The sequence below is a fragment of the Ruminococcus sp. genome (assembly GCF_016283395.1).
The window spans coordinates 19699-43673 of sequence record NZ_JAEEMU010000045.1 but is presented as its reverse complement, the minus strand read 5'-3'; the positions used below and the strand labels follow the sequence as shown (position 1 = coordinate 43673).

At 43.8% G+C, this 23975-nt stretch carries 25 protein-coding genes; 20 read left to right on the top strand and 5 right to left on the bottom strand.

Annotated features, from left to right (window positions below; genetic code table 11):
* From QZZ41_RS11000 to abc-f, 20 genes are all read left to right on the top strand, one after another.
* The gene (locus tag QZZ41_RS11000; protein ID WP_295071857.1) at positions 1–462 is read left to right on the top strand and encodes a hypothetical protein; all 462 of its coding nucleotides are present in this window, start codon (positions 1–3) and stop codon (positions 460–462) included.
* Positions 449–976 (top strand): stage III sporulation protein AG, encoded by a 528-nt coding sequence (locus tag QZZ41_RS10995; RefSeq protein ID WP_295071854.1) that lies wholly within the window; start codon positions 449–451, stop codon positions 974–976. Before QZZ41_RS11000 ends, QZZ41_RS10995 begins: the two co-directional genes overlap by 14 nt.
* Positions 977–991: 15 nt before the next feature.
* Complete coding sequence (locus QZZ41_RS10990) at positions 992–1540, top strand: SpoIIIAH-like family protein (protein ID WP_295071851.1); 549 nt, start codon at positions 992–994, stop codon at positions 1538–1540.
* A gap of 145 nt (positions 1541–1685) precedes the next feature.
* On the top strand, positions 1686–2027 hold the full coding sequence (locus QZZ41_RS10985; protein WP_295071848.1) for an Asp23/Gls24 family envelope stress response protein: 342 nt from the start codon (positions 1686–1688) through the stop codon (positions 2025–2027).
* Positions 2024–2467 carry a GNAT family N-acetyltransferase gene (locus QZZ41_RS10980; protein WP_295071845.1) on the top strand — a complete coding sequence of 148 codons (444 nt, stop codon included), beginning with the start codon at positions 2024–2026 and terminating at the stop codon, positions 2465–2467. Before QZZ41_RS10985 ends, QZZ41_RS10980 begins: the two co-directional genes overlap by 4 nt.
* A gap of 11 nt (positions 2468–2478) precedes the next feature.
* The gene (gene nusB / locus QZZ41_RS10975) at positions 2479–2895 is read left to right on the top strand and encodes a transcription antitermination factor NusB (RefSeq protein ID WP_295071841.1); all 417 of its coding nucleotides are present in this window, start codon (positions 2479–2481) and stop codon (positions 2893–2895) included.
* On the top strand, positions 2888–3835 hold the full coding sequence (locus tag QZZ41_RS10970; RefSeq protein ID WP_295071838.1) for a peptidase M22: 948 nt from the start codon (positions 2888–2890) through the stop codon (positions 3833–3835). The genes nusB and QZZ41_RS10970 overlap by 8 nt, the downstream gene beginning before the upstream one ends.
* A complete protein-coding gene (gene xseA / locus QZZ41_RS10965; RefSeq protein WP_295071835.1) occupies positions 3836–5026 on the top strand; it encodes an exodeoxyribonuclease VII large subunit in 1191 nt (396 codons plus the stop codon).
* 4 nt (positions 5027–5030) lie between these two features.
* On the top strand, positions 5031–5234 hold the full coding sequence (gene xseB, locus QZZ41_RS10960) for an exodeoxyribonuclease VII small subunit (RefSeq protein ID WP_295071832.1): 204 nt from the start codon (positions 5031–5033) through the stop codon (positions 5232–5234).
* Position 5235: 1 nt separating this feature from the next.
* Entirely contained in the window at positions 5236–6126 is an 891-nt protein-coding gene (locus QZZ41_RS10955) for a polyprenyl synthetase family protein (RefSeq protein ID WP_295071829.1), read from the top strand.
* Between the two features lie 36 nt (positions 6127–6162).
* A complete protein-coding gene (gene dxs, locus QZZ41_RS10950; protein WP_295071826.1) occupies positions 6163–8040 on the top strand; it encodes a 1-deoxy-D-xylulose-5-phosphate synthase in 1878 nt (625 codons plus the stop codon).
* Positions 8041–8826, top strand: a complete 786-nt coding sequence (locus QZZ41_RS10945; protein ID WP_295071823.1) for a TlyA family RNA methyltransferase — start codon at positions 8041–8043, stop codon at positions 8824–8826.
* 11 nt (positions 8827–8837) lie between these two features.
* Complete coding sequence (locus QZZ41_RS10940; RefSeq protein ID WP_295071820.1) at positions 8838–9692, top strand: NAD(+)/NADH kinase; 855 nt, start codon at positions 8838–8840, stop codon at positions 9690–9692.
* A 16-nt stretch (positions 9693–9708) separates the two neighbouring features.
* On the top strand, positions 9709–10152 hold the full coding sequence (gene argR, locus QZZ41_RS10935) for an arginine repressor (protein WP_295071817.1): 444 nt from the start codon (positions 9709–9711) through the stop codon (positions 10150–10152).
* 10 nt (positions 10153–10162) lie between these two features.
* Complete coding sequence (gene recN / locus QZZ41_RS10930; RefSeq protein ID WP_295071814.1) at positions 10163–11824, top strand: DNA repair protein RecN; 1662 nt, start codon at positions 10163–10165, stop codon at positions 11822–11824.
* 122 nt (positions 11825–11946) lie between these two features.
* Complete coding sequence (locus QZZ41_RS10925) at positions 11947–12486, top strand: histidine phosphatase family protein (RefSeq protein ID WP_295071811.1); 540 nt, start codon at positions 11947–11949, stop codon at positions 12484–12486.
* A 13-nt stretch (positions 12487–12499) separates the two neighbouring features.
* Positions 12500–14470 (top strand): beta-galactosidase, encoded by a 1971-nt coding sequence (locus QZZ41_RS10920; RefSeq protein WP_295071808.1) that lies wholly within the window; start codon positions 12500–12502, stop codon positions 14468–14470.
* 6 nt (positions 14471–14476) lie between these two features.
* Positions 14477–14911, top strand: a complete 435-nt coding sequence (gene dtd / locus QZZ41_RS10915; RefSeq protein ID WP_295071806.1) for a D-aminoacyl-tRNA deacylase — start codon at positions 14477–14479, stop codon at positions 14909–14911.
* Between the two features lie 52 nt (positions 14912–14963).
* Positions 14964–15992: a leucine-rich repeat protein gene (locus QZZ41_RS10910; RefSeq protein WP_295071803.1), complete on the top strand. Its 1029-nt coding sequence runs from the start codon at positions 14964–14966 to the stop codon at positions 15990–15992.
* A 363-nt stretch (positions 15993–16355) separates the two neighbouring features.
* On the top strand, positions 16356–17882 hold the full coding sequence (gene abc-f / locus QZZ41_RS10905) for a ribosomal protection-like ABC-F family protein (RefSeq protein ID WP_295071800.1): 1527 nt from the start codon (positions 16356–16358) through the stop codon (positions 17880–17882).
* Positions 17883–18254: 372 nt separating this feature from the next.
* Here abc-f and QZZ41_RS10900 read toward each other — a convergent pair whose 3' ends face one another.
* The 5 genes from QZZ41_RS10900 to QZZ41_RS10880 form a co-directional block, all read right to left on the bottom strand.
* On the bottom strand, positions 18255–19949 hold the full coding sequence (locus QZZ41_RS10900; protein WP_295071797.1) for a VWA domain-containing protein: 1695 nt from the start codon (positions 19947–19949) through the stop codon (positions 18255–18257).
* Positions 19949–20623 carry a hypothetical protein gene (locus tag QZZ41_RS10895; RefSeq protein WP_295071794.1) on the bottom strand — a complete coding sequence of 225 codons (675 nt, stop codon included), beginning with the start codon at positions 20621–20623 and terminating at the stop codon, positions 19949–19951. The genes QZZ41_RS10900 and QZZ41_RS10895 overlap by 1 nt, the downstream gene beginning before the upstream one ends.
* Positions 20624–21049: 426 nt before the next feature.
* The gene (locus QZZ41_RS10890; protein WP_295071791.1) at positions 21050–21706 is read right to left on the bottom strand and encodes a GNAT family N-acetyltransferase; all 657 of its coding nucleotides are present in this window, start codon (positions 21704–21706) and stop codon (positions 21050–21052) included.
* A 352-nt stretch (positions 21707–22058) separates the two neighbouring features.
* Positions 22059–22691, bottom strand: coding sequence for an HAD family hydrolase (locus QZZ41_RS10885; protein ID WP_295071788.1), 633 nt, complete (start codon positions 22689–22691; stop codon positions 22059–22061).
* Positions 22688–23752 carry an iron-containing alcohol dehydrogenase family protein gene (locus tag QZZ41_RS10880; protein WP_295071785.1) on the bottom strand — a complete coding sequence of 355 codons (1065 nt, stop codon included), beginning with the start codon at positions 23750–23752 and terminating at the stop codon, positions 22688–22690. Before QZZ41_RS10880 ends, QZZ41_RS10885 begins: the two co-directional genes overlap by 4 nt.
* Positions 23753–23975: the final 223 nt, after the last annotated feature.

The following is a 23975-nucleotide window of genomic DNA, read 5'->3' as shown; positions in this document are numbered from 1 at the left end:
ATGGAAGATATAACAACAGCTGTAAGAGCTGTCTGTGTTACGGCGGCAGGCATATGCATAATAAGTCATCTTACTGAGGGGACAAGGCTGCGTTCGCAGGCGGAATTCGTGTACAGGCTTGTATTTGCAATAGTTGTTGCAGGACTTATATTCAGCGGCAGTAAAAAAATAGAACTTCCCGATCTAAGTATATTTGACAGCAATGAGTTCAGCTTTTCAACAGAAGCATATGACAATGCCGTAGCCGAACAGACAGCTTCAAATATCTCAGATATACTTCTTTCGCAGCTGAGTGCAGCAGGAATAACAGTTGATGACATTGTGACAGAGGTTAATATTTCAGAAGAAAGCGGCATATCTATTAATAGAGTCATTATCAGAACGGCTGATTTTGAAAGAGCAGCCGAAATAATACGCAGCAGTCTTGGACAAAAAACGGAGGTCATAAATGGAAATAGCTGAAAAGCTCAGGGAACTTATAAAAGGCAGGAAATGGGCTGTATTTATGACAATATGCGGAATTGCCGGACTGCTGCTGATAATGATATCCTCGCTCATACCTGATGATGCTCCCAAAAAGAATGATGTATCTGACAGATGCATCGGTGCAGTTGATACTGAAAAATACTGCAATGACACAGAAAAACGGCTCGAAGTCTTTCTTTCGGAGATCGAAGGTGCAGGAGAAGTGAGGGTATATCTTACAGTGGGGAGTGATGAACGCTACGTTTATGCAACTGAGGGGCGGTGCAGCCGCGGTGATAATAAAACGGAGGAGGAAGAGAGATATGTTATAGTCGGAGGGGGAAGCGAGAAGAACGCGCTTGTGGAAACAGTCAGATCGCCCGAGATAACAGGAGCAGTAGTAGCTTGTGAGGGCGGAGGGAGTGCGCAGGTACGCGAAAGCATATACAAGGCAGTATCAGCTGCACTTGATATACCAACATCGAGAATATACGTAACCAAACTCAGATAAAAGGAGAGAACGGCAATGAAAAAGCCATCACTTATTATAGGAAAAAAGCAGATAATAATGACCTGTCTTACACTTATGCTTGCAGTAGCGGTCTACATAAACTATACAGCATCGCCTGACATGATGAAGGAAGATAAAATGACAATGAAAAAGCAGAGCGAGACCATAAACTATGGTCAGACCGAGTTCGTGAACGCCGCAGCTGAGGGGACAGCAGGTGACTATTTTGCACAGGCGCGGCTCGACAAGATGAATGACCGTGACGAAGCAGTACAGACCTTGCAGTCAATAATCGGCGGCGGGGATATTACCGAAAATGAAATGGTAGTTAATGCACTTGATGCTGTTGAAGTATCGAAGCTCATAGAGAGCGAGGGGACTATAGAATCTCTCGTAAAAGCGCAGGGATTTCAGGACTGCGTGGCATATCTTGACGGTGAGACAGCAAAGGTAGTTGTAAAGACTGAGGGGCTTGACAAGGCACAGGCAGCTTCAATAAAGGAGATTATCCTCGGTGAAGCGGAAGTTCCTGCTGAAAATATCAGGATATTTGAAGTCAAATAAGCGCAGTAGTTCAAATACATTATAAAGTAAATTTTTCTCCGCGTCTGTTGCTATTTCTTGAATTATATGTTATAATACAATAGTACTGGTGTAAATACAGTTTTGATTAAAATTTACACTCAAATATGTGCTATGGAGGTTCAGTATGGAAGTTGAAGAGATGAAGCCTGCGGCATCAAGTAGATTGAAGATATCCGAAGATGTAATAATAGCAATAGCAAAGCTTGCAGCTCTTGATGTAAACGGAGTTGCAAGTCTTGGCGGTGAAATTAATAAGATGAGCAAGCTGAGGAAAAACGGACCTATTAAAATAAGTATGATGGGCGATGTAGCTGCCATTGACATGAATATAGTTATAAAGAGCGGTGAAAAAGCCTGCAATATTGCTCAGGAAGTGCAGACTGCCGTCAAGGAAAACGTGCAGAATATGACAGGTGTCCCTGTGGCAAGAGTCAACGTAACAGTAGGCGGAGTAGTATTTGAATGATACGCCGATACAGGGAAGATGATCTTGAGGGAGCCGCGGCTGTATTCACAGCAGCATTTGCTGCACCGCCGTGGAACGAGGCATGGTCTGATGAATTGTCACGTAAAAGGATAAGCGAGCTTATGTCCGCACCTCAGTCCATAGGATACGTCTGTGAGAAAAACGGCTGTATACAGGCGATATTATGCGGCAGAAAGCTTACATATCTCCACGGACCTGAATACGTTATAGATGAATTCTGCGTACTGCCCGAGCTTCACAGAAGCGGTATAGGCACAGCAGTCATAGGATATGCAAAGGACGAACTTGTAAAAGAGGGAGTCGTAGCAATGGCTCTGATGACAACTAAGGGCTATCCCAGCGAGAAGTTTTACATAAAAAACGGATTTGAAGGAAACGAGGGCATGATATTCATGTACCGGGTTTTAGATGAAAAATAAGGAGTGTACAAATGACAAGGCGTGAAATAAGAGACAGCGCATTCAAGCTGGTATTTGAACAGCTTCTGCGCGATGATGATATAAATGAGCTTTACGAGATAGCAGAGGAGATCGATGAGATAACTATAAACGATGAGGTCAAGAAGATAGTTGAGGGCACACTTGCTCATGCAGAGGAACTTGACGGCATCATCTCAAAATACAGCAAGTCAAGAAGCGTTTCGAGAATATCCAAGCTCAATCTTGCAATCCTGCGCATAGCTATGTATGAGTCGCTGTATGATGACAATACACCTATGAACGCAGCAATAAGCGAAGCGATAAAGCTTTCAATGATGTATACATATCAGGAAGATACAGCATTTATCAACGGCGTTCTCGGAGCATTCTCACGAGACGAGCAGAAGGAAGAAAAAACAGATGCCTGAGTTTCTCGGAGTCGATACCAGTAATTATACCACCTCTGCGGCAGTGTATGTCAGCGAGGAGAACAAGGTATATCAGTGTAAAAAGCTTCTTCCAGTAAAGGACGGAGAGCTTGGACTCAGACAGAGCGATGCAGTTTTCCACCATACGAAGCAGCTTCCCGATATGCTGGAGCAGCTTTTCGGCGAGAATGAGCTTGCAGCTCCTAAGGTGGTAACAGCTTCTGCCAGACCGCGAAACATCGAGGGTTCGTATATGCCCTGCTTTCTCTGCGGAGAGGGCTTTGCCCGTTCATATGCGGCAGCAGTTGGCGCAAAGCTTTTCACCACCTCGCATCAGATCGGACATATACTTGCAGCCCTGTATTCTGCGGACAGGCTCGACCTTGTGAATGAGCGTTTCATAGCCTTTCACGTAAGCGGCGGAACTACCGACTGCCTCCTCTGCGAGCCTGATGAAGAAACTGTACTGAAAATAACAGAGATAGGTACATCTCTCGACCTTAAAGCAGGACAGGCTGTAGACCGTACAGGCGTAATGCTGGGACTTAAATTTCCATGCGGAGCAGAGCTTGAAAAGCTTGCCATGAACGCAAACAAGCACTTCAAGGTTAAGGCTGTACTGAAAAACGGCAGCTGCTGTCTTTCGGGAGTTGAGAATAAGTGCGGCGATATGCTTGACAGCGGCGAAAGTCCCGAAAATATAGCGAAATACTGTCTTGACTTCATTGCCGAGACAATTATTGCCATGACAGCCCATGCTGTCGGCGAATACGGAGAGCTTCCCCTTGTATTTGCAGGCGGAGTAATGTCGGACGTTATTATCCGCGACAGGATAATTTCCCGTTTCCCGTCAGCAAGCTTTGCGCAGCCGCAGTTTTCATGCGACAATGCAGCAGGAGTGGCTATATATGGTTATCTGAAAACCACAGGAGAGAAATAGATGCCTGTAATCACAGTTACACAGATAAATAAATACATAGGCTCGATACTCAAAAACGACAGAAATATCCAGGGCGTAATGGTTCGCGGCGAGATAACGGACTACGTAAAGCATTACCGAAGCGGACACGTATACTTTACATTAAAAGACAGCGAAAGCTCACTTAAAGCAGTGATGTTTGCAAGTGCGGCAGCGCGTCTCAGATTTGAGCCCGAGGACGGTATGTCGGTAATAGTTTCGGGAAGTATCGGAGTATATGAGCGTGACGGAGCTTATCAGCTCTACGTCAATGATATCATTCCCGAGGGCGCAGGAGCAGCAGGAGCAGCTCTTGAACAGCTGAAAAAGAAGCTTGCCAAAGAGGGGATATTCGATACAACTCATAAGCGTCCCATACCTCCTATGCCTAAGAAAATAGGCGCAGTTACTTCGCTCAGCGGAGCAGCTGTGCGCGATATAATAAACGTATTATCGAGACGCTATCCCTTGTGTGAGATATATGCAGTCAATGCACTCGTACAGGGCGACGGTGCGGCAGAGTCGGTATGCAGAGGCATATTGAAAGCAGAAGCCGCAGGCTGTGACGTTATCATCGTAGGACGCGGCGGCGGTTCAAGCGAGGATCTCAGTGCCTTCAATACCGAAAAGGTGGCATATGCGGTATACAACTGCAAAGTTCCTGTTATATCCGCAGTAGGACACGAAACTGACTATACCATAGCTGACCTTGCGGCCGATCTTCGTGCGCCTACACCGTCGGCAGCAGCGGAGCTTGCAGCTCCCGATATGGCAAGTCTGTATGAAAAGATATCCATACTTGAACGCAGAGCAGAAAGGTCTGTACTTGCGCAGCTTGACAAGGCAAGCGACAGATTTATCGCACTTAACGCCCGACTTTCGGCACAGTCTCCCGAGAACAGGGTAAAGCTTACTGCCGAGAAGCTTGCAGGACTTGACAAAAGGCGTGAAGCCGCATTTTCGAGATACTATGAACGCCTTGAGCACCAGCTTTCGGAGAGGATTGCAAAGCTTGACAGCCTGAGCCCACTCAAAGTGCTTTCACGAGGATATTCTCTCGTATATAAAGAGGAAAAGCTCCTCAGCAGTTCTGAGACTCTTGAAAAGGGCGACAAGATAAAGCTCACATTCGGCAGCGGCGGTGCTGAAGCAGAGATTACTGATAAATGGTGATATAATGAAAGAAAAGCTTACATTTGAAGATAATATGACAAAGCTCGGAAAGATAGTGAACGAGCTTGAAAAAGGGGATATCCCGCTCGAAAAAGCTGTGGAATTATACGGCGAGGGCGTAAAGCTTTCAGCTGCCTGCCGCAAACAGCTCGATGAAGCACAGATAAAGATCACGGAGGACGACGGAACAGTTCCGTCAGAGAAATAATATGTCAGGATTTAAAGAAAAGCTAAGCGAATATATAAGCTTTACTGAGGAAAATCTCAGAAAATACAATACCCATTCGGAAACTATGACAGCCCAGAAAAACCTCATAGATGCAATGAATTATTCTCTTGAAGCAGGCGGAAAGCGTATCCGTCCCGTGTTGGTATACTCATTCTGTAATGCACTGGGCGGCGACTACAGAAAGGCAGCCGCACCTGCTGCTGCAATAGAGATGATACACACATTCTCGCTTATACATGACGATCTTCCCGCAATGGACAATGATGATTTCCGCCGCGGAAAGCCTTCATGCCACAAGGCATTCGGCGAAGCAATGGCTATACTTGCAGGTGATGCACTTTCGGTTCAGCCCTTTGAGATCATCGCCAATGACGACAGCCTTACTGCTGAGCAGAAAGTAAAGATCATCTCATGTCTTGCAAAGGCAGTAGGCAGAGAGGGAATGATAGGCGGACAGGTCATAGATATGGAAAATGAGGAGCGCAGCGACGTTGACGAAGCAAATCTGCGCAATATGTACCGCCACAAGACAGGACAGCTAATTGCAGTATCATGCATCATGGGCTGTATATGTGCAGGAGCAGATGAAGCAAAGATACAGGCAGCCGCAGACTACGGCTTCAAGCTTGGACTTGCTTTTCAGATAATAGATGATATCCTTGATGTTACAAGCACAACTGAGGAGCTTGGAAAGCCCGTAGGCAGTGATGCCGAGGAAAACAAGACCACATTTGTAACACTTTATGGAGTTGAAAAGGCTCAGGAGATAGCCAACAGCATAACAGAAGAGGCACTTGGCTGTCTTGAAGTATTCGGAAAGGACGCATTCCTCACAGAGCTGACGGAAATGCTTCTGAAAAGAAAGAACTAATAAAAGGAGCTGCGGATATATCCGCATTTCGTAAAAATGAAGGATAATATAAATGAAAAGGTCACATTGGAGGAGCTTGATCTCCCCAGGGACCTGAAAAAGCTTTCGCTTAACCAGTGTGCAGGCTTATGCAAGGAGATAAGGAATATCCTTATTTCAACGGTATCCGCAACAGGCGGACACCTTGCCTCAAATCTGGGAGCTGTAGAGCTCACTATGGCGATACACCGCAATTTCAATTCGCCTGAGGACAAGATAGTATGGGACGTAGGTCATCAGGCATATACACATAAAATACTTACAGGCAGACTTGACAGCTTTTCAACGCTCAGGCAGGAGGGCGGTATATCAGGCTTTCCAAAGCCGGCGGAATCCCCTCATGATACATTCATAAGCGGTCACAGCAGTACATCTGTGTCTGTTGCCTGCGGAATTGCAGAAGCTATGGAGCTGCAAGGCAAGGATAACTATGCTGTGGCAGTTATCGGTGACGGAGCTATGACGGGCGGAATGTTCTATGAAGCTATGAACAACTGCGGCAGAGGACTCCAGAGAAATCTCATAGTCATACTCAATGACAATAATATGTCCATATCAAAGAGCGTAGGTTCGCTTTCAAAGTACCTTACTTCTCTTAGAAATACCGAGAAGTATCTTTCCACCAAGCGAGCAGTTGAACGCGGTCTCGGAATGATACCCCTTGTGGGAAACAGTGTTGCCAAGGGCATCAAGAACGTCAAGGACTCCGTAAAGTCAAATATCCTTGAGCAGAGTACGATGTTCGAGGACATGGGCTTCATCTATCTTGGACCTGTAAACGGTCATAATTTGTCTGAGCTTGAAGAAGTAATGCACATGGCTAAGTCCTATCACGAGCCTGTGTTTATCCATGTCAAGACTGTAAAGGGCAAGGGCTATGCGCCTGCCGAGCAAAATCCGGGAGAATATCACGGTATCTCAAAGTTCGACATAGCTACAGGAAATCCCGAAGTCTCGGCAGCAGACAGCTATTCTACAGTATTCGGCAAGGAGCTTGTGCGTCTAGCGGAAAAAGATGAAAAGATATGCGCTATAACAGCTGCTATGAAATACGGAACTGGCTTGCAGTTCTTTCATTTCAAATATCCCGAGAGATTTTTTGATGTTGGAATAGCCGAACAGCACGCAGTCACATTTGCAGGCGGACTTGCATCAATGGGTATGCTGCCTGTATTTGCAGTATATTCAACATTTTTGCAGCGCGCCTACGACCAGCTGGTACATGATATCGCAATAGGCGGACTGCATATCGTGCTTGGCATCGACCGTGCAGGCATAGTCGGCGAGGACGGCGAGACACATCAGGGACTTCTTGATGTACCTATGCTTACGACTATACCAAATACGGTAATATATTCGCCCTCATGCTATTCAGAGATGAAGATGTGCATGAAAAAGGCGTTATACAGCGAAACAGGACTTGCAGCGGTAAGGTATCCCCGCGGTTCTGAGGAGATGTCGTTCAGTAAATACCACCTTACTACTGAGCATCTTTATATACGTGAAGAAAACAGTGATATACTCATAATAACCTACGGCAGACTTTACAATGAAGCATACAAGGCACAGCAGGAACTCAAAAAAGACGGCATAAACTGCGATATACTGAAGCTTACGAAGATATATCCACTTGAGAGCGACTTAGGCGAAGAGATAAGCAGGTATGATACTATCGTATTTTTTGAGGAGTCTATGGGCGAGGGAAGTATTTCCGAAAAGATAGGAGATGTGCTTTCCGAGCTTGGATATCGCGGAGACTACAGCCGAGTTACAGCTAATGGCTTTGTAAAGCAGGCTTCCGTAATGTCATGTCTCGAAAAGCTTGGACTTACAAGTGAAAAAATGGCGGAGTATATCCGCGGCAGGAGAAAATAAATGGCAAGACTTGACGCTGAGCTTGTAGCCAGAGGACTATCAAGGAGCCGCGAGCGTGCAAAGGAAATGATACGTTCGGGAAGTGTTACTGTAAACGGAAAAAAAGCAGGCAAGCCCTCTGACGAAGTCACTGAGGCTGATGTGATAGAATGTTCCGAAACAGAGGCATATGTAGGCAGAGGTGCGTTAAAGCTGGAAAAGGCTGTAGCCGAATTCGGGATTGACCTTAATGGCAAGGTCTGTCTTGATATAGGAGCTTCCACAGGCGGTTTTACTGATTTCATGCTGCAAAACGGTGCAGCTAAGGTCTATGCCGTAGACGTAGGACACGGACAGCTTGCAGAAACGCTTGTAAACGATCCCCGTGTGGTGAACATGGAAGGAACTGATATACGCGAGGTCTTTGCGGAGGATATAGGCGGACAAGCAGACTTTATCTCTGTAGATGTATCCTTTATCTCCCTTACAAAGATACTACCAAAGGTGTATGAGCTCCTCAAAGACGGAGAGTGTGCAGCAGTTCTTATCAAGCCGCAGTTTGAAGCAGGACGCAGCGATATAGGCAAGCGCGGCATCGTCAAGGACAGGAAGGTGCATATACGTGTGCTTTCCGAGACAGACAGCTTTGCCGTGTCGATAGGCTTTGTCACTGAGAAATATACGTATTCCCCCGTCCGCGGAGGAAGCGGAAATATAGAATATCTTGTCCTGCTGAGGAAGTCGGCAGGAGAGCAGAAAAAACATGATTTCAAGGAGCTTACCGATAGCTCCTTCAATAAACTATAAGGAGTGCGTTTATGAAGGCAGCGTTGTACCCTAATTTTCAGAAGCCCAATGCGCTCAGCTGTGCCCGCGAGGTATGCGATGTGCTTGACAGGTGCGGTATAGAGGTATCTGTCAGCGAGGTGTTCAGAAATGATTTTTCTGATAAGCATTTTGTTAAATTTGAAGATATCAGAGAAGCTGCAAAGACAGCGGATTATGTACTTGCCATAGGCGGTGACGGAACGATACTGCGCTGTGCTAAGCTTCTCATCGGAAGTGATACAAAGCTTCTGGGCATAAATACCGGAACTCTCGGATTTATGGCAGGACTTGAAGCCGACCAGCTTGACAAGCTCAGTCTGCTTACAACGGGTGAGTATGAGCTCTCACCGCGAATGACGCTTGATGTGGTATACCACAGTGATGACGGTGATAAAACAGCCACAGTCCTCAACGAAGTATCCGCAAGGTCGGGAAGCTTCAGGATATGTGAATTCGAGGTCTATTCCGAAAGCTATCTCGTTGGAAGATATCGTGCTGACGGAGTACTTTTCAGCACTCCCTCAGGCTCTACGGCATATGCCCTTTCGGCAGGCGGACCTGTAATAGAGCCCGATCTTGAATGTATCGAAATGACACTTATATGTCCTCACTCACTTTTTTCCCGTGCGACAATGTTCTCGCCCCAGAGAAAGCTTATTATGAAGGACGTTACTGTGCGTGATGACAGCATGGTCATCAATGTTGACGGTGAGCTGTTTGTAAGTCTCAGAAACGGCGACAGTATAGAGATATGCCGTGGAAAGAACAATATAAACTTTATAAATCTCATAGGAAATTCGTTCCATGAGTCACTTTGCAAAAAAATGTGCAAACCTATAAAGTAAGGAAAACGGTGGTATTATGAAGAACCGCAGACATGAAGCAATACTTGAGATAATAAACGAGCAGCCCGTAGCAACGCAGGAGCTTCTTATACAGCTTCTTGCACAGCGAGGTATAAAGACTACACAGGCAACACTGTCAAGAGATATCCAGCAGCTGTCACTTATAAAGCAGAGGGACGAGCACGGAGTATACCGTTATTCCGTACCTGCGGCAGCTGTTGCTGAAAGATCGCTGTTTGAAGAAGCCGTGATATCAGTGGATTACGCAATGAATACCATAGTACTGAAATGCCGTGCAGGCATGGCTCAGGGAACTTGTGCAGCCATAGACTCAGTGGAGCATCAGGGCGTAGTTGGTACTATTGCAGGTGATGATACCATATTCATACTTGTAAGAAGCGAAGCAGATGCGAAAAAGCTTTCCAAAAAGTTCCGCAGCGAGCTTTTCCCGAGGAGGTAAGCTCTGACAGATGTTAAAGGAGATTTATATACAAAATCTTGCTGTTATCAAGGAAGCAGTCATTCCACTCGACAGCAGGCTGAACATTTTTACAGGTGAAACGGGAGCAGGTAAATCCATACTTATAAACGGAATAAATGCTGTTCTCGGACAGAGATGCACAAAGGACATAGTACGTACAGGCTGCGAAAAAGCTGTAATTACCGCATTGTTCACAGATCTTTCCAATGAGGTCTGCGAAAAGCTTGACGAGCTCGGCATATCACACGATGATGAAGAGATAACTGTAACGCGAGAGATAAGCGCGGACGGCGGAAGCGTTTCAAGGATAAACCAGAGAACAGCTCCTGCTGCACTTCTCAAAGAGATAGGCTCAATGCTTATCAATATCCACGGACAGCATGATAACCAGATACTTCTTGACAGCGAGAAGCATTTGCAGATACTTGATGATTTCGGTGGAGATGATACACTTTTAAACGAATACAGAGTGACGTTCCGCGAATTGCAGCAGACTGCGAGAAAGCTTGGCGAGCTAAAAAAGCTTGAACAGACCCGTATCGAGCGCAGCAGAAAGCTCAACGAGATAATCGACGATATAGGCGAGCTTGAACTCCGTGACGGCGAAGATGACGAGCTTGAAAAGGAGTACGAGACTGCAAAGAATTCGGAAAAGACAATAATAGCCATAAAGAGTGCGGTAAACGCTCTGACAGGCGAGGAAGCAGCTTCTGATATGATAGTTTCCGCAGAGACTGAGATAGCAGGCTTTACCGATACAAACGAGACTCTGAACAGCCTTTACGAAAGACTTTCGGCAGCAGAGATCGAGCTTGCAGACATAGCTTCCGAGCTTGAAAGCCTTGCAGACAAGGTGGAGCTTGACGGACAGCGTCTGGAGTATCTCGGTACAAGGCTAAATTCCATAAATAAACTTAAGCGTAAGTACGCAACAGACTGCGAAGGACTTGTTAAACTCTACGATGATGCCTGCCGCGAAATAATGCAGCTTGAAAGCTCCGATACTGAGATAAAAGAGCTCATGTCAAAGCGAGAGGAGCTTCTTCACAAGGTAACGGAGCAGGCAAAGGCACTGTATGAATACCGCGAAAAAGTTGCAAAGCGTTTCACAGAGCGTGTTACGGCAGAGCTTGAATTCCTCAACATGGCAGGAGTAATAATTGCAGTCCGCCATGAAAAGGGCAAGCTCACAGTAAACGGTATGGACTCAGTGGAGTTTCTCATTTCCGCAAACAAGGGTGAAGAACCCAAGCCTATATCCAAGATAGCATCGGGCGGTGAGCTTTCGAGAATAATGCTTGCACTGAAAAGCGTTATTGCCGATAAGGACTCTATCCCCACTATGATATTTGACGAGATAGATACAGGGGTAAGCGGCAAGGCAGCGCAGAAAATCGGCATAAAGCTGAGAGAGATAGGTAAAGTCAGACAGGTAATATGCGTTACTCATCTGTCTCAGATAGCAGTAATGGCGGACAATCATCTGCTTATCGAAAAGCAGATAGTAGGCGACCGCACAGAGACTCATGTTATGCAGCTCGATATGGACGGCAGAGTGTCCGAGATTGCGCGAATAATGGGCGGTGATGATCCAAGCGCACTTATGCTTGACAACGCCCGCGCCGAAATACAAAAAGCATCTGAATTATAACGTGCTGTTTATATGAAGGTATATGTGCATTTATCGGGGCAAACCTTTCTGAGGAAAGGTTCTTCCTCAATAGTGTACATAGACTTTCCATATGTACAACACGAACAATGGAGGCACAGGTATTGAAGATATATTCCACGCGGCACGGACAGACCGCGTACAACAAGCAGGAGATAATTCTCGGAACTACAGATATCGACCTTGATGAAACAGGTGAAAAGCAGGCGCAGGAGCTTGCCGAGAAGATAAATGAGCTCGGAAATATCGACCTTATGATAGTATCGCCGATGAAACGTGCTATGAAAACTGCGAGGGCAGTTGCCGAAAAATGCGGCATAGATATGGTCATCGACGAGCGTCTCAGAGAATGGGATTATGGTGAATACGAAGGCAAGAGCCGATTTACGGAAGGCTTTGCCGAAAACAAAATAAACTTTGGGGTACGAATGGGAAAGAGCGGCGAATCACTTCTTCAGCTTTCCCACAGGGTCTATGCGGCACTTGACGATATTATAAGCAGGTACAGAGACAAGAACGTGCTTATAGTAAGTCATGGCGGAATATGCCGGGTAATAGAGACCTATTTCAATGATATGACAACAGATGAGTTTGCAAACTGGTTCACGGACAATTGCGGACTTATCGAATATAACGTAAACTGAGCGGAGTGATGTTATGAGAATTGGCGTAGATTATTATCCCGAACAATGGAACAGAGAGCTTTGGAAGATAGATGCAGACCTTATGGCAAAGACAGGCGTAAAGTTTGTCCGCATAGGCGAATTCGCATGGTCAAAGCTTGAACCGCGCGACGGCGAATTCTGCTTTGAATGGCTTGATGAAGCCATAAGTATTTTTGCCCGTCACTCTATCGGAGTAATAATGTGTACGCCAACAAGCTGTCCTCCCTTGTGGATGTATGAGACTTATCCCGACATTGCCCGTGTGGGAGCAGACGGAAACAGGATACAGACTGGCATAAGAGCACACAGATGTATAAATGCGCCCATGTTTCTGTATTATGCCAAGCGCATAACTGATCTGCTTGCAAAGAGATATGCCAATTCTCGTGCGATCGTTGCGTGGCAGATAGATAACGAGATAGAAGCATATCCCTGTACCTGTGAGGTATGCCGTGGACTTTTCAGGGACTGGCTCCTTGACAAGCATGACACCCTTGAAAATATAAACGCTGCATTCGGCAACACTGTTTGGAGCGGTGAATACAGTGATATATCGCAGATACAGCCGCCAAATGCATACCCCAAAGCATGGCAGAACCCTGCACTTTGTCTTGAATACAGCAGATTTTCATCTGACATGGCGATCAAGTTCATAAATGAAATGGCAATGATGATAAAGCGTGTAAATCCAAACGCCAAGGTGACCACTAACGTTTGGTTTAGTCAGAATACCCCTGATTTTTACAAGCTTTTCGACTTGCTGGACTTCGTATCCTATGACAATTATCCGCCCGTACTTATACCCGAGGAGGAAGGGGAGATATATTCACATTCCTTCCAACTTGATCTCATGCGCGGAGTCAAGCAGAGCAACTTCTGGGTAATGGAGCAGCTCAGCGGACCTACAGGCAGCTGGATGCCAATGAGCCCCACGCCTCGTCCCGGACAGATAAAGGGCTACGCTTTGCAGGCTATGGCACACGGAGCAGATACGGTCATGCATTTCCGCTGGAGAACAGCTAACACAGGCGCAGAGATGTACTGGCACGGACTTATCGACCACAGCAACGTTTTAGGACGCAGATTCAAGGAGTTCGCAGAACTTTGCCGTACTGCGGCAAAGCTCAGTGTCATAGAGACCACACAGATAGTATCAGAGATAGCTATACTTTATTCGCCTGATAATGACTGGGCATTCGGTATACAGCCCCAGACTGAGGGTTATGACTATCTTGAACAGCTGAAACTCCTTCACGCATCATTTACACGTTACGGAGCAAATGTGGATATAATCTCACCAAGCTCTGACTTGTCGAGGTATAAGGCAGTCATAGCTCCTGCAATGTACATCTACGAAAAAGAAGCTACAGAGAATATATACAGGTATGTTATCAAGGGTGGAACTGTTGTAATGACCAATCGAAGCGGCGTAAAGGATCAGAACAACAACTGTATCATGGAACCTCTGCCAACAGTTTACAGGGAGCTTATCGGTGCGGAAATAACTGAATACGATCCCATTGGACCACTTGAACAGACCATAGAGGACTTTTCGGGAAGCAGGTTCACCTGTACAGCATGGTGCGATATCATAGAGCTTACAACAGCCCGTGCATATGCCGAATATAAGGATACTTTCTATGACGGCACACCTGCTGTCACCATGAACCGTTATTGCAGCGGTGTAGCATACTACATCGGAACATTATGTGATTACAAGTTCTATGACAGCTTTGCAGCCAACATAATGAAACAGACAGGCATACCGCGATTAATGGAGCTTCCGCGCGGAGTAGAAGTAACTACTCGCACCAACGGAACAGATGATTATATATTCTTCTTCAACAATACAGAAAAGGAAGTGCATATAACACTTCCCAAGGCAATGTACAGTATTATCGACGGCGGAGACAGAGAGAAGCTTTGTCTGAAGCCCTTTGATATGGATATAGTAAGGAAGTAAGCGCAGATGAGGATAGTATTACAGCGAGTTACCAGAGCAAGCGTAACAGTAAACGGTGAAGTTATCGGAAAGATAGATACGGGATTTCTTCTCCTTTTCGGAGTAGGTCACGAAGATACTGAGGAGGATTGCCGCAGACTTGGCGATAAGATATGCGGACTTAGGATATTCTCAGATGAAAACGACAAGATAAACCTTGACCTTGAAAACGTAGGCGGTAAGCTTCTGGTAGTTCCTCAGTTTACTCTATATGCCGACTGCCGAAAGGGAAACAGACCGAATTTCATACAGGCTGCCAATCCCGAAAAAGCCAATGCGCTGTATGAATACTTTGTGGAGTATCTCCGCAGTAAGGGCAAGCACGTAGAAACAGGTTCATTCGGAGCTGACATGAAAGTCGAGCTTCTCAATGACGGACCTTTTACGGTTATACTTGAATAACGAGAAAAACTTTAAACGATAAACTTATTTGATTTTATTTAGGAGTGATTATATGAAAAAGAGAGTGCGGATAAGTGCGGTTTCATTGCTGATGACTTTTATGACTGCATTGCCTGTAAGCTATATGACAGCATATTCAGCCGACCCCCCTTATACATATTTTTCTGCGGGTAAAGATGATGAGGGGGAAGTAATTGTTCCTGATTTTATATTTGATAAGCCTGTGACCAGTGCGAACTTTGAAGATAATGACAAAATAACAACAGTATATCTGCATGATAAAATTGAGCATATGTGGGTAGATAATTGTCCGTCCATCAAAGCTTTTTATGTTGATGAGAATAATCCGTATCTTTGCTCTGTAGACGGAGTGCTGTATGATAAGGACAAAACAAAGCTTATCTGTTACCCGTCTGCAAAAGAGGGAGAAAGTTATGAAATTGCCGATTCTGTATGGCGTATAGAAAAGAAAGCTTTCTGCGGAGCTAGAAATCTCAGATCAGTAGAACTGCCAGACAAACTGTCAATGATAGATAAATATGCTTTTGCTGATACAAAGATATCTGCATTTGATCTTCCTGAGTCTCTTGGTATTGTGGAATATGGAGCTTTTTTCGGAAATGATGAACTTGAATCAATAATCATACCTGAGAGCGTACAGATCATATACAGTGCATTTGAAGGATGCAGTTCGCTGAAAAACATAGTTTTGATGCGCAAAGATGTCTCGGAATATGTTGACGACACTTCATGGGGAGGCGGAGGGCGTGATTGCTACAGAAACCTTCTCGTTAACGGAAGTGATATCACAGTATATGTACCTGACGAGTCATATGAAATGTACCAGAAATACAACTGGGACGAAAACAACAGACTAAGCACGTTCAGTGATATGTACGGTGACGTTAATTGTGACGGTGAATTCAACATATCTGATCTTGTCTTATTCAGAAAGTGGCTGCTCAATGCTGATGAAAACAAGCTGGGGAACTGGAAAGCAGCCGATTTCTCAGATGATAACAAGCTTGATATATTTGATATGATAGCAATGAGAAAAAAACTGATAGATATCAGTAAATAATGATATGATAAAAGCTGCCTGGTTTAATACAGGCAGCTTTTTCACATATACAGTACTTGACAATAAAATGATAATATGATATAATGTAAAAAAATCTAAAAAGAGGTGTCAGGATGAAAAAATGATCTGCTTTTGAACACATGAATAGTTATGCGGCAGTGTGGCGAAGGTCGTACTGTCTTATCATGTTGCCAAAAGTGGATTATGTTCTCATAACCTCTTTTTTTGCGTATATATATATCACATTATAGGTGTATTGTGATGTCTATTTCCTCCGACCATGAGGTTATAAGTATGTAATGGAACTGTTTGGCAGCAAATGGTTCTGTTTTTTCATACAGGACCGTGGAAGGAGGAATTTTTATGTCACAGATAAGAGTTAATGATCTTACATTTTATTATGAGGGAAGCTTCGATAATATATTCGAGAATGTATCCTTTTCCATTGATACTAACTGGAAACTTGGCTTCATAGGCAGAAACGGAAAGGGAAAAACTACGTTCCTTGATCTTCTTCTCGGTAAATATCAGTACAGCGGAAATATTACCGCTTCTGTAAGATTTGAGTATTTTCCGTATCATATCAGTGAAAGTCAGAAGAAAATGACAGGCTCTGAGCTTATATACGAACTCAGGAATGAGTGCGAAGAATGGCGTGTTATATGCGAGCTTGAAAAGCTTGGTGAATCTGCGGATATACTTTACAGGAGCTTTGGTACGCTCAGTCTTGGCGAACAGACAAAGGTTCTGCTTGCGGTGCTATTCTCGGGCGAGAATGAGTTTCTGCTGATAGATGAGCCAACAAATCATCTCGATTTTGAAGCCCGAGAAAAAGTAAAGGAATACCTGTCGGGCAAGAAAGGTTTTATACTTGTATCGCACGACCGTGACCTTTTGGACGCTTGTATCGACCATGTACTGGTGCTTAACCGTAAGAGCATAGAGGTGCAGAGCGGCAATTTCTCGGTATGGTGGGAGAACAAGCAGCGCAGGGACAGCTTTGCAATGGCTGAAAACGAGAAACACAAAAAGGAGATACGCAAGCTTAGGCAGGCTGCTAAAAAAACTTCCGATTGGGCTGATAAAAACGAGCGCACAAAGATAGGTTTTGATCCTATAAAGGAAAATGACCGTTGTATCTCTACAAGATCATTTATCGGTGCCAAGACTAAGAAAATGCAGAGCAGAGTCAAGAACATAGAAAAGCGTATCGACCGTCAGATTGAAGAAAAGGAAGGACTTCTCAGTGATATCGAAAGAATGAAGCAGCTCAAGCTTGAAAAGCTTACACATTACAGGAAAAATCTCATAAGCTTTGCGGATTACAGTCTCAGATACGATAATTCAGAGACAGCAGTCCTTGACGGTATAAGCCTTAATATATGCGGCGGTGAGCGTGTAGCACTTCATGGCAGCAACGGCTGCGGAAAATCAACGCTGATAAAAGTTATTCTTAATAAAGCAGGATATAATGTCCCTATTGGCAATATACACGAAAGCGGTGTATGTGATATCGCTTCCGGACTTGTAATATCCTATATAGACCAGAATACGAGCGGACTTTGCGGCAGTATCGAAAAATACTGCGAGGAACACAGTTTTGACAGGAGTATGTTCAGTACAATACTCCGTGATCTTGATCTTGACCGTGTTCAGCTCTCAAAGGATATCTCGGAATATTCCGAGGGACAGAAAAAGAAAGTACTTATTGCGGCAAGTTTGCTCACACCTGCACATATTTATATATGGGACGAGCCCTTGAATTATATCGACGTCTTTTCACGAATGCAGCTTGAAAAACTGCTTCTGGAATATGAGCCTACAATGCTTTTTGTTGAGCACGATGCAACATTCCGTGAAAAAATTGCAACACGTACAATAGAGCTATAAAAAATAAAACCGCAGTTTTAACCGTGGTACTGATGTAGAGGCTTTTATAACTATTATTGAGGGAGACCCTTTTGAAAAAGGGGCCCTCTGACGGAGGCGTGCCCCTTTGTCACTGCGTGACATCTCCCCGCACTGCGGGGAGTCACCCTCAAACTCTCTCCCTAAAACTTCTGTTTTTATTTTTTTCCATATAGAGCGCGTGTGAATAATAAAAAAGACCTGTAAAAAACAGGTCGCGCTCTATATAGAAAAAAATCAGATAAAAGTCTTTGGAAAAGGGTTCGGGGAAGAACCTTTCCTCAGAAAGGTTTTCCCCGAGTAATAACTATAAACTTCTATATGAGCATCGTAGTTAAAACCTGCGGTTTGCTTTTACATCTGTGCATTGAAGAGAGCAGCAAGCTCATAAACAACGTCGTCGTTATCAGCGTCTATATATACGGCTTCATTTATTGAAGAAAGATCCTTCAGGGATTCGATATCCTCATTGTAGCCGATAGTATAGATCGGTATACCATAGTAATCAACGATATCTGCTGCTGTTTTGTAATCATATCCCTCGTTGCACTGTCCGTCGCTGAGAAGGAATATCATAGCCTTTGCATCAGGAACTGTCTGCTTGTACTGATTTATAAGGTCAACGCCTACAAGGAGAGCATCATATGTTGCGGTATTTCCGCCTGTTCTCATTCTTTCAACAGCACCTGCAAAGTAGGACTGCTGTTCAAGAGTGAACTGTGAAATAGGAAGCTCCAATGAAACGTTGTCGCTGTAGGAAAGAAGTCCGACATAGTTGTCAGGTTTTATATTCTTTGAAGCCTGAAGAAGTGATTCTTTAAGTCTTGCAAGAGGGTCGCCGCCCATACTGCCTGAAACATCGGCAATAAAGAGAGCAACTGTAGGTGTGCCTGAGTCCTTTTCTTCCTTCCAGAGACGCTGTGCGCTGATTATATCAGAACCGTTGAGCTTTGAAGTGTTGTAGCTGAATGAATTATCGGGATCAAATCCATACTCTTTTGCATGAGCCTGAGGACCGTCGCTGAGAGCATAGTTAAGGAAAGCAGAAAGTGTTTGCTGCTGATCAGGTGTAAGCTCACCAACGCTGTAAAGAGGGTTGCTGTGCTTGTAGCCGAATGGTACGAAATCATAGCCGCCCTTTAATACAGGACTGTTGGTATATGCCTGATATTCAACAACGCCTGCCTGGAGAGTTCCGCTCTGCATAGCGTTTACCATTTGGTCTGTGGTATAGCATACAAATGGGATACCCTTCTGGAGCTGCTGGAACTTTTCAATAGCTGCACTGCTGAGCATATCACTGCCGTCAAAGTGCTGGAGAGCATTTACGAGGAAGTTAAGGCCTGTTGCAGATGTATAAGGATAAGTATATCCCATCTGTAATTCGCCTGATACAACGGCATCTACGATAGTCTCAAAGGATACATTGCCGTACTTTGATTTGAGAGTTGATGCAGCTGTACGTGATATTGCAATTCCTGCTACGTTAGAAACAAGTGACTCAGCTTCAAGTTTGAGCTTTGCACCGTTTTCGACAGCAAGCTCACCGAAGAGCTCGTTTGAAGGTGTATAAGCCTGTGGAATGTATACATTATTTGTAATGTAATCGCAGGAAGCACCTGAAGCGATACTTCTGACGCTTACTGACATGGATTTGCCGTTTGAGAGGCGGTTGCCCTGTTTGTTGAACTCTTCAGCAACCTCGTTGAGCCAGCCGTTGTTGTTCTTGCCTGCTTTTTCAGATGTTGAGAAGATCTCTATGTCAACATCGCCTGTACCCTCTACTGTAAGGGGATATTTTGTATTGATGTTAGGCAGGTTAGCTGCACTTTTGTCTGAGTAATCAACAGTGCCCTTTACCTTTTCTGCATTTGTTACTTTAATGCTTTTAAGGCAGTCTTCAAGTGTCTGAGTAACATTCTTCTGCGTAACAGGTGCCTTTTTTCCTTCTTTCTTTGAAGAGTTGCTGTTGATAACTACAATTATGAGTATCATAGTTACCAGTGCGCCTATAACAGCGATTATAACGGGTGATTTACTTTTGTTCATTATATATCCTCACTTTCCATTTCCTTTTTATAATCATGTATTGATTCGATTATAAGACTTAAAGATTTTATCTCTGTATTCTTACGTTCACTGTCGGTGAGCTGTGAAACTTCAATAAGTAAGTTGGTGTAATCATTAAGTATCTTTTCGTTTCTGCCTGTAAGCATTTTAAGGTAATCCTTGTGCATAGTCAATTCACCGTTGCGTGAAGCGGACTGTATTATAGCAGTTCTTTTCATAAAAAGAAGCATATTGCTGAGCATTACCGACTGTATGTCCTGATTTACAAGCTCATAGACTCCTGCACCGTCGCTTATTGCGTTAAGTGTGACGGATTTTTTCTGGAAAACTTCCCACTGGTCTATAAGTCTTGCAGCTTCCTGTCTGCACGGTGCATAATCCTTCAAATCTTTCATGACTGCAAGATAATCCTCAGGCTGACTAAGTGACTCAAAGGTATGCTCGTCTATTATATATGCACGCTGAAAAGCCTTTCTTCCAAGGCTTGCGATCTTTATGAAATAATAATTTCCCCATGACAGAAGCGCAACTGTTGCAATTATAGCTATTATTGATAATAACGCGGAATCGAGCAGATCCGTACATCCGAACAATAATACTGACATGATAGCAACGGTCACATTGAAAATGATCTGTCCGAAATATTTTTTCAATACAATCCCCCCATCATTAAGATTGGTAAAAATACGTTTTATATATTATATATCATAATTGGCAAAATGTCAATTATCACTGTATTTGTTTAGATCCTGCCAAGTGATATATTATTCCGCAGCAATTATGATCCTATGATGTTTTATATATGGTTCATTGTCGTAACGCATCATGCAGACAATTATCTGTTTTTTTTATGGTCACTTTCTGAATGAGTTCGTGTGAACTTATTTACTTGCCGATCAAGCCTGTATTTGGATAAGATAAATACGTTCGAGAGAACATAAAATGAAGTCAACTGTGTTGATACAAAATAGACTTAATGTATAAGTTTGCACACGATACACAAATAGTATAATATAAAAGATATATCACAGACAATAAAAAGCCGACAGTTTTATCTTGTCGGCTTTAATGTTATTTGATCACCACGTTATAGCTGAATGACTGTGGATATAGAATTCTTCCTGACTTGGTTGCCAGCCCTTTTCCTTTGGCGGGAACAGCTTGTCAAATTCCTCTACAGCCTTTTCGTCATCGCACGGCTTGTCCACCTCGCTTGGGTGATAGAACCATTTCCGTCCGTCGAGAGCATCTTCCTTCAACACCTTTACCAGCAGAGCGGCAGGGAATATATCACCTTCAAAGCACACATTGTACTTCTTGCAGCTTTTATAACCTCTTGCAACATAGTTGTCGGGATTACCGAAGTTTATGACAGTGTCATAGCCCATTTCTTCTGCAATTTTGAATGTATGCTCAAGAAGAGCCTTTCCAAAGCCCATTCGCTGATACTCAGGGAGTACACACAACGGTCCCATAGTTACCACAGGCTTTACATTGCCCTGTTCATCTGTGAGAGTTGCTTTGCAGTACATAACATTTGCAATGATCTTGCCGTCAAACTCGATAACATAGTCAAGCTCGGGGATAAAGTCTGCATGATCTCTCATAATATGTATGAAGTAATGCTCATGGCAGCCGGGCTTGCTCATGTTCCAGAATGCTTCGCGTGCGAGATTTTCGGTTTCGCGGTAGTCGTTATTTGTTTCCTTACGAATGATGTAGTCATGTTTATTCATTATTTTTTCCTCCTGAATTAGCTGACAAGACACGGGAGGTTTGTGTGAGATAGTATTCGCAAACCACCCGTTTACGCTGCTATCTCAGTTCTGTTATTATTTTTCAAACAACTTCTCCTTAAAATAAATTTTGAAATACACTATTTTGTATTTCTGAGTACATTATACAATGCATTTTAGGCGTTGTCAATACTTTTATCTGAATTTATTACAGTAATACCTGCCTTTGTATTCGTACACGGTGCATTTTTTGCTGACAAGTTCGTAGTAATTGTTGAACATATATCTTTCCGTCTTTATGATACGCCCGTCATTGTATTATGTGAACGGAGCCTTTCGCTGTTTTTTCATATCATCGCAGTGTTTCCATAAGTTCGGGAAGATCGCTGAATTTTGCAAGTTCGGGAACAGTCTGTTTTATCTTACCGAAGCCGTAGGCGGCATGGATAAAGTCAATGCCTGCCTGCATAGTAGCATCATAGTCTCCCTGTATATCGCCAACATACCAAGCCTTGTCAAGCTTGTTCCGCTTTACAACGAGAGCGATATTGTCACCCTTGCCTTTGAGATTATTGCCGTAACATTCGATATCGTCAAAGTATTTCCCAAAGTCGTAGTGCTCAAGGAATGTTTCGATATATCCTTTCTGACAGTTGCTTACGATATAGAGATGAAACTTTTCTCTAAGGCGGATAAAAGTCTTTTCAAGCTGTGGATAAAGCACTCCGCCGTGTTTCAGCAAGTAGTCGTTTTCGTAATTGCAGCACTGTTCAAGAAGCTCCATGCGTTCTTTCTGAGAAAGTGAACTGAAAAGCTTGTCTGCGATCCTGTCCATAGTAAGTCCCATTACACCCATAACGTCTTCCTGAGTTATATCTGGAAGATCGTATTCGGACTTGCGTACTATCTCTGTCCATGAAGCAGCAACATTTGCCGAGGAGTCCCAGAGAGTACCGTCCATATCAAAAATTATGCCTTTTTTCATTTTCCTTCCACCATTCTGCTGTATATTTCATCGAACTGAACCCGATCAAGTTTGATATCATCAAGTATTGTTATCCTGCCTGTTCTGACAGTGCGAGCCTTATCCCACATATCCGCGAACATATCCTCGGTTATGCCGTAGGACTTTGGATTGATGTCAAGCTTGTATGTCCTGAAAAAGTCAAGAAGTCCCTGTGGAGTCTGTCCCTGGAATATGCAGGCAGGTATACTTCCGAGAGCTACTGCAAGTCCGTGGGATATTTTTACATCGGGGTAGTATTCTTCAATAGCATGGGCGAAAAGGTGTTCGCTGCCGCTGCACGGACGTGAAGAACCTGCTATCTCCATAGCAAGTCCGCCCATAACAAGTGCTCTTGAAAGGATACGGATAAATACACGGTTTTTCATGTCTTTTTCGTCACAGTGGTAAACCGAATCATAACTCATTCGGCTGAGGGCGTACGCGAAGTCGTCAACGCGGGAATTGGTCTTTGACGCAGAGAGCTTCCAGTCAAAAAGTGCAGTGTGTTTTGCAATAGTATCACCGATGCCCGATAAGGTCTGTCCCTCGGGAGCGTTGATTATCATATTTGTATCAACTATTATTGCAGTAGGTATCTTACAGGTCAGTGTCTTTCGAGCCTTACCGTAAGTTTCAAGAACAGAAAATGGAGATGCAAGAGAGTCGTTGCTGAGAGATGTAGGCATACATATATATACAGCCTTGCTGATATGAGCTGCATATTTGGCTGTATCAAGCACTCTTCCGCCGCCTATGCCGATTATGACCTTAACATCTTCAACGCATACCTTTTTGGCAATAGAAACAGCCTCGTCGAAGCTCGCGCTCTTCATTGCAACTATTTCTGCGTTGCCGAAATCACTGCTTATATCTGTTATTTTGTCCTTATAGATGCCAATGAGGAATTCCTCGGAAATGATGATAGTTTTCTGACCGATTATATCGGGAATGTATCTCTTTACTATCTCGTCCGAGTGGAAGAATGCGTCCTCTTCAACTGCAAGACAAATTGGAAGATTGAATCTTGTATGCTGGTTCATATGATTACCCCCTAAAATAATGCTATGACTATTTTACCACATTTAATAAAAATATGCAATAACGGCAATGAAAAAGGTAATGTGAATATAAAAATCAAAAAAATTTTTAAAAACCCCTTGACAAGATAATATATATATGATAATATCATAATAGAAGAAACAAGAGCATCACCCGAAGAACGTACCGTTAAGCTATATGCGAAAGGTGTAAAATCGAGCAAAC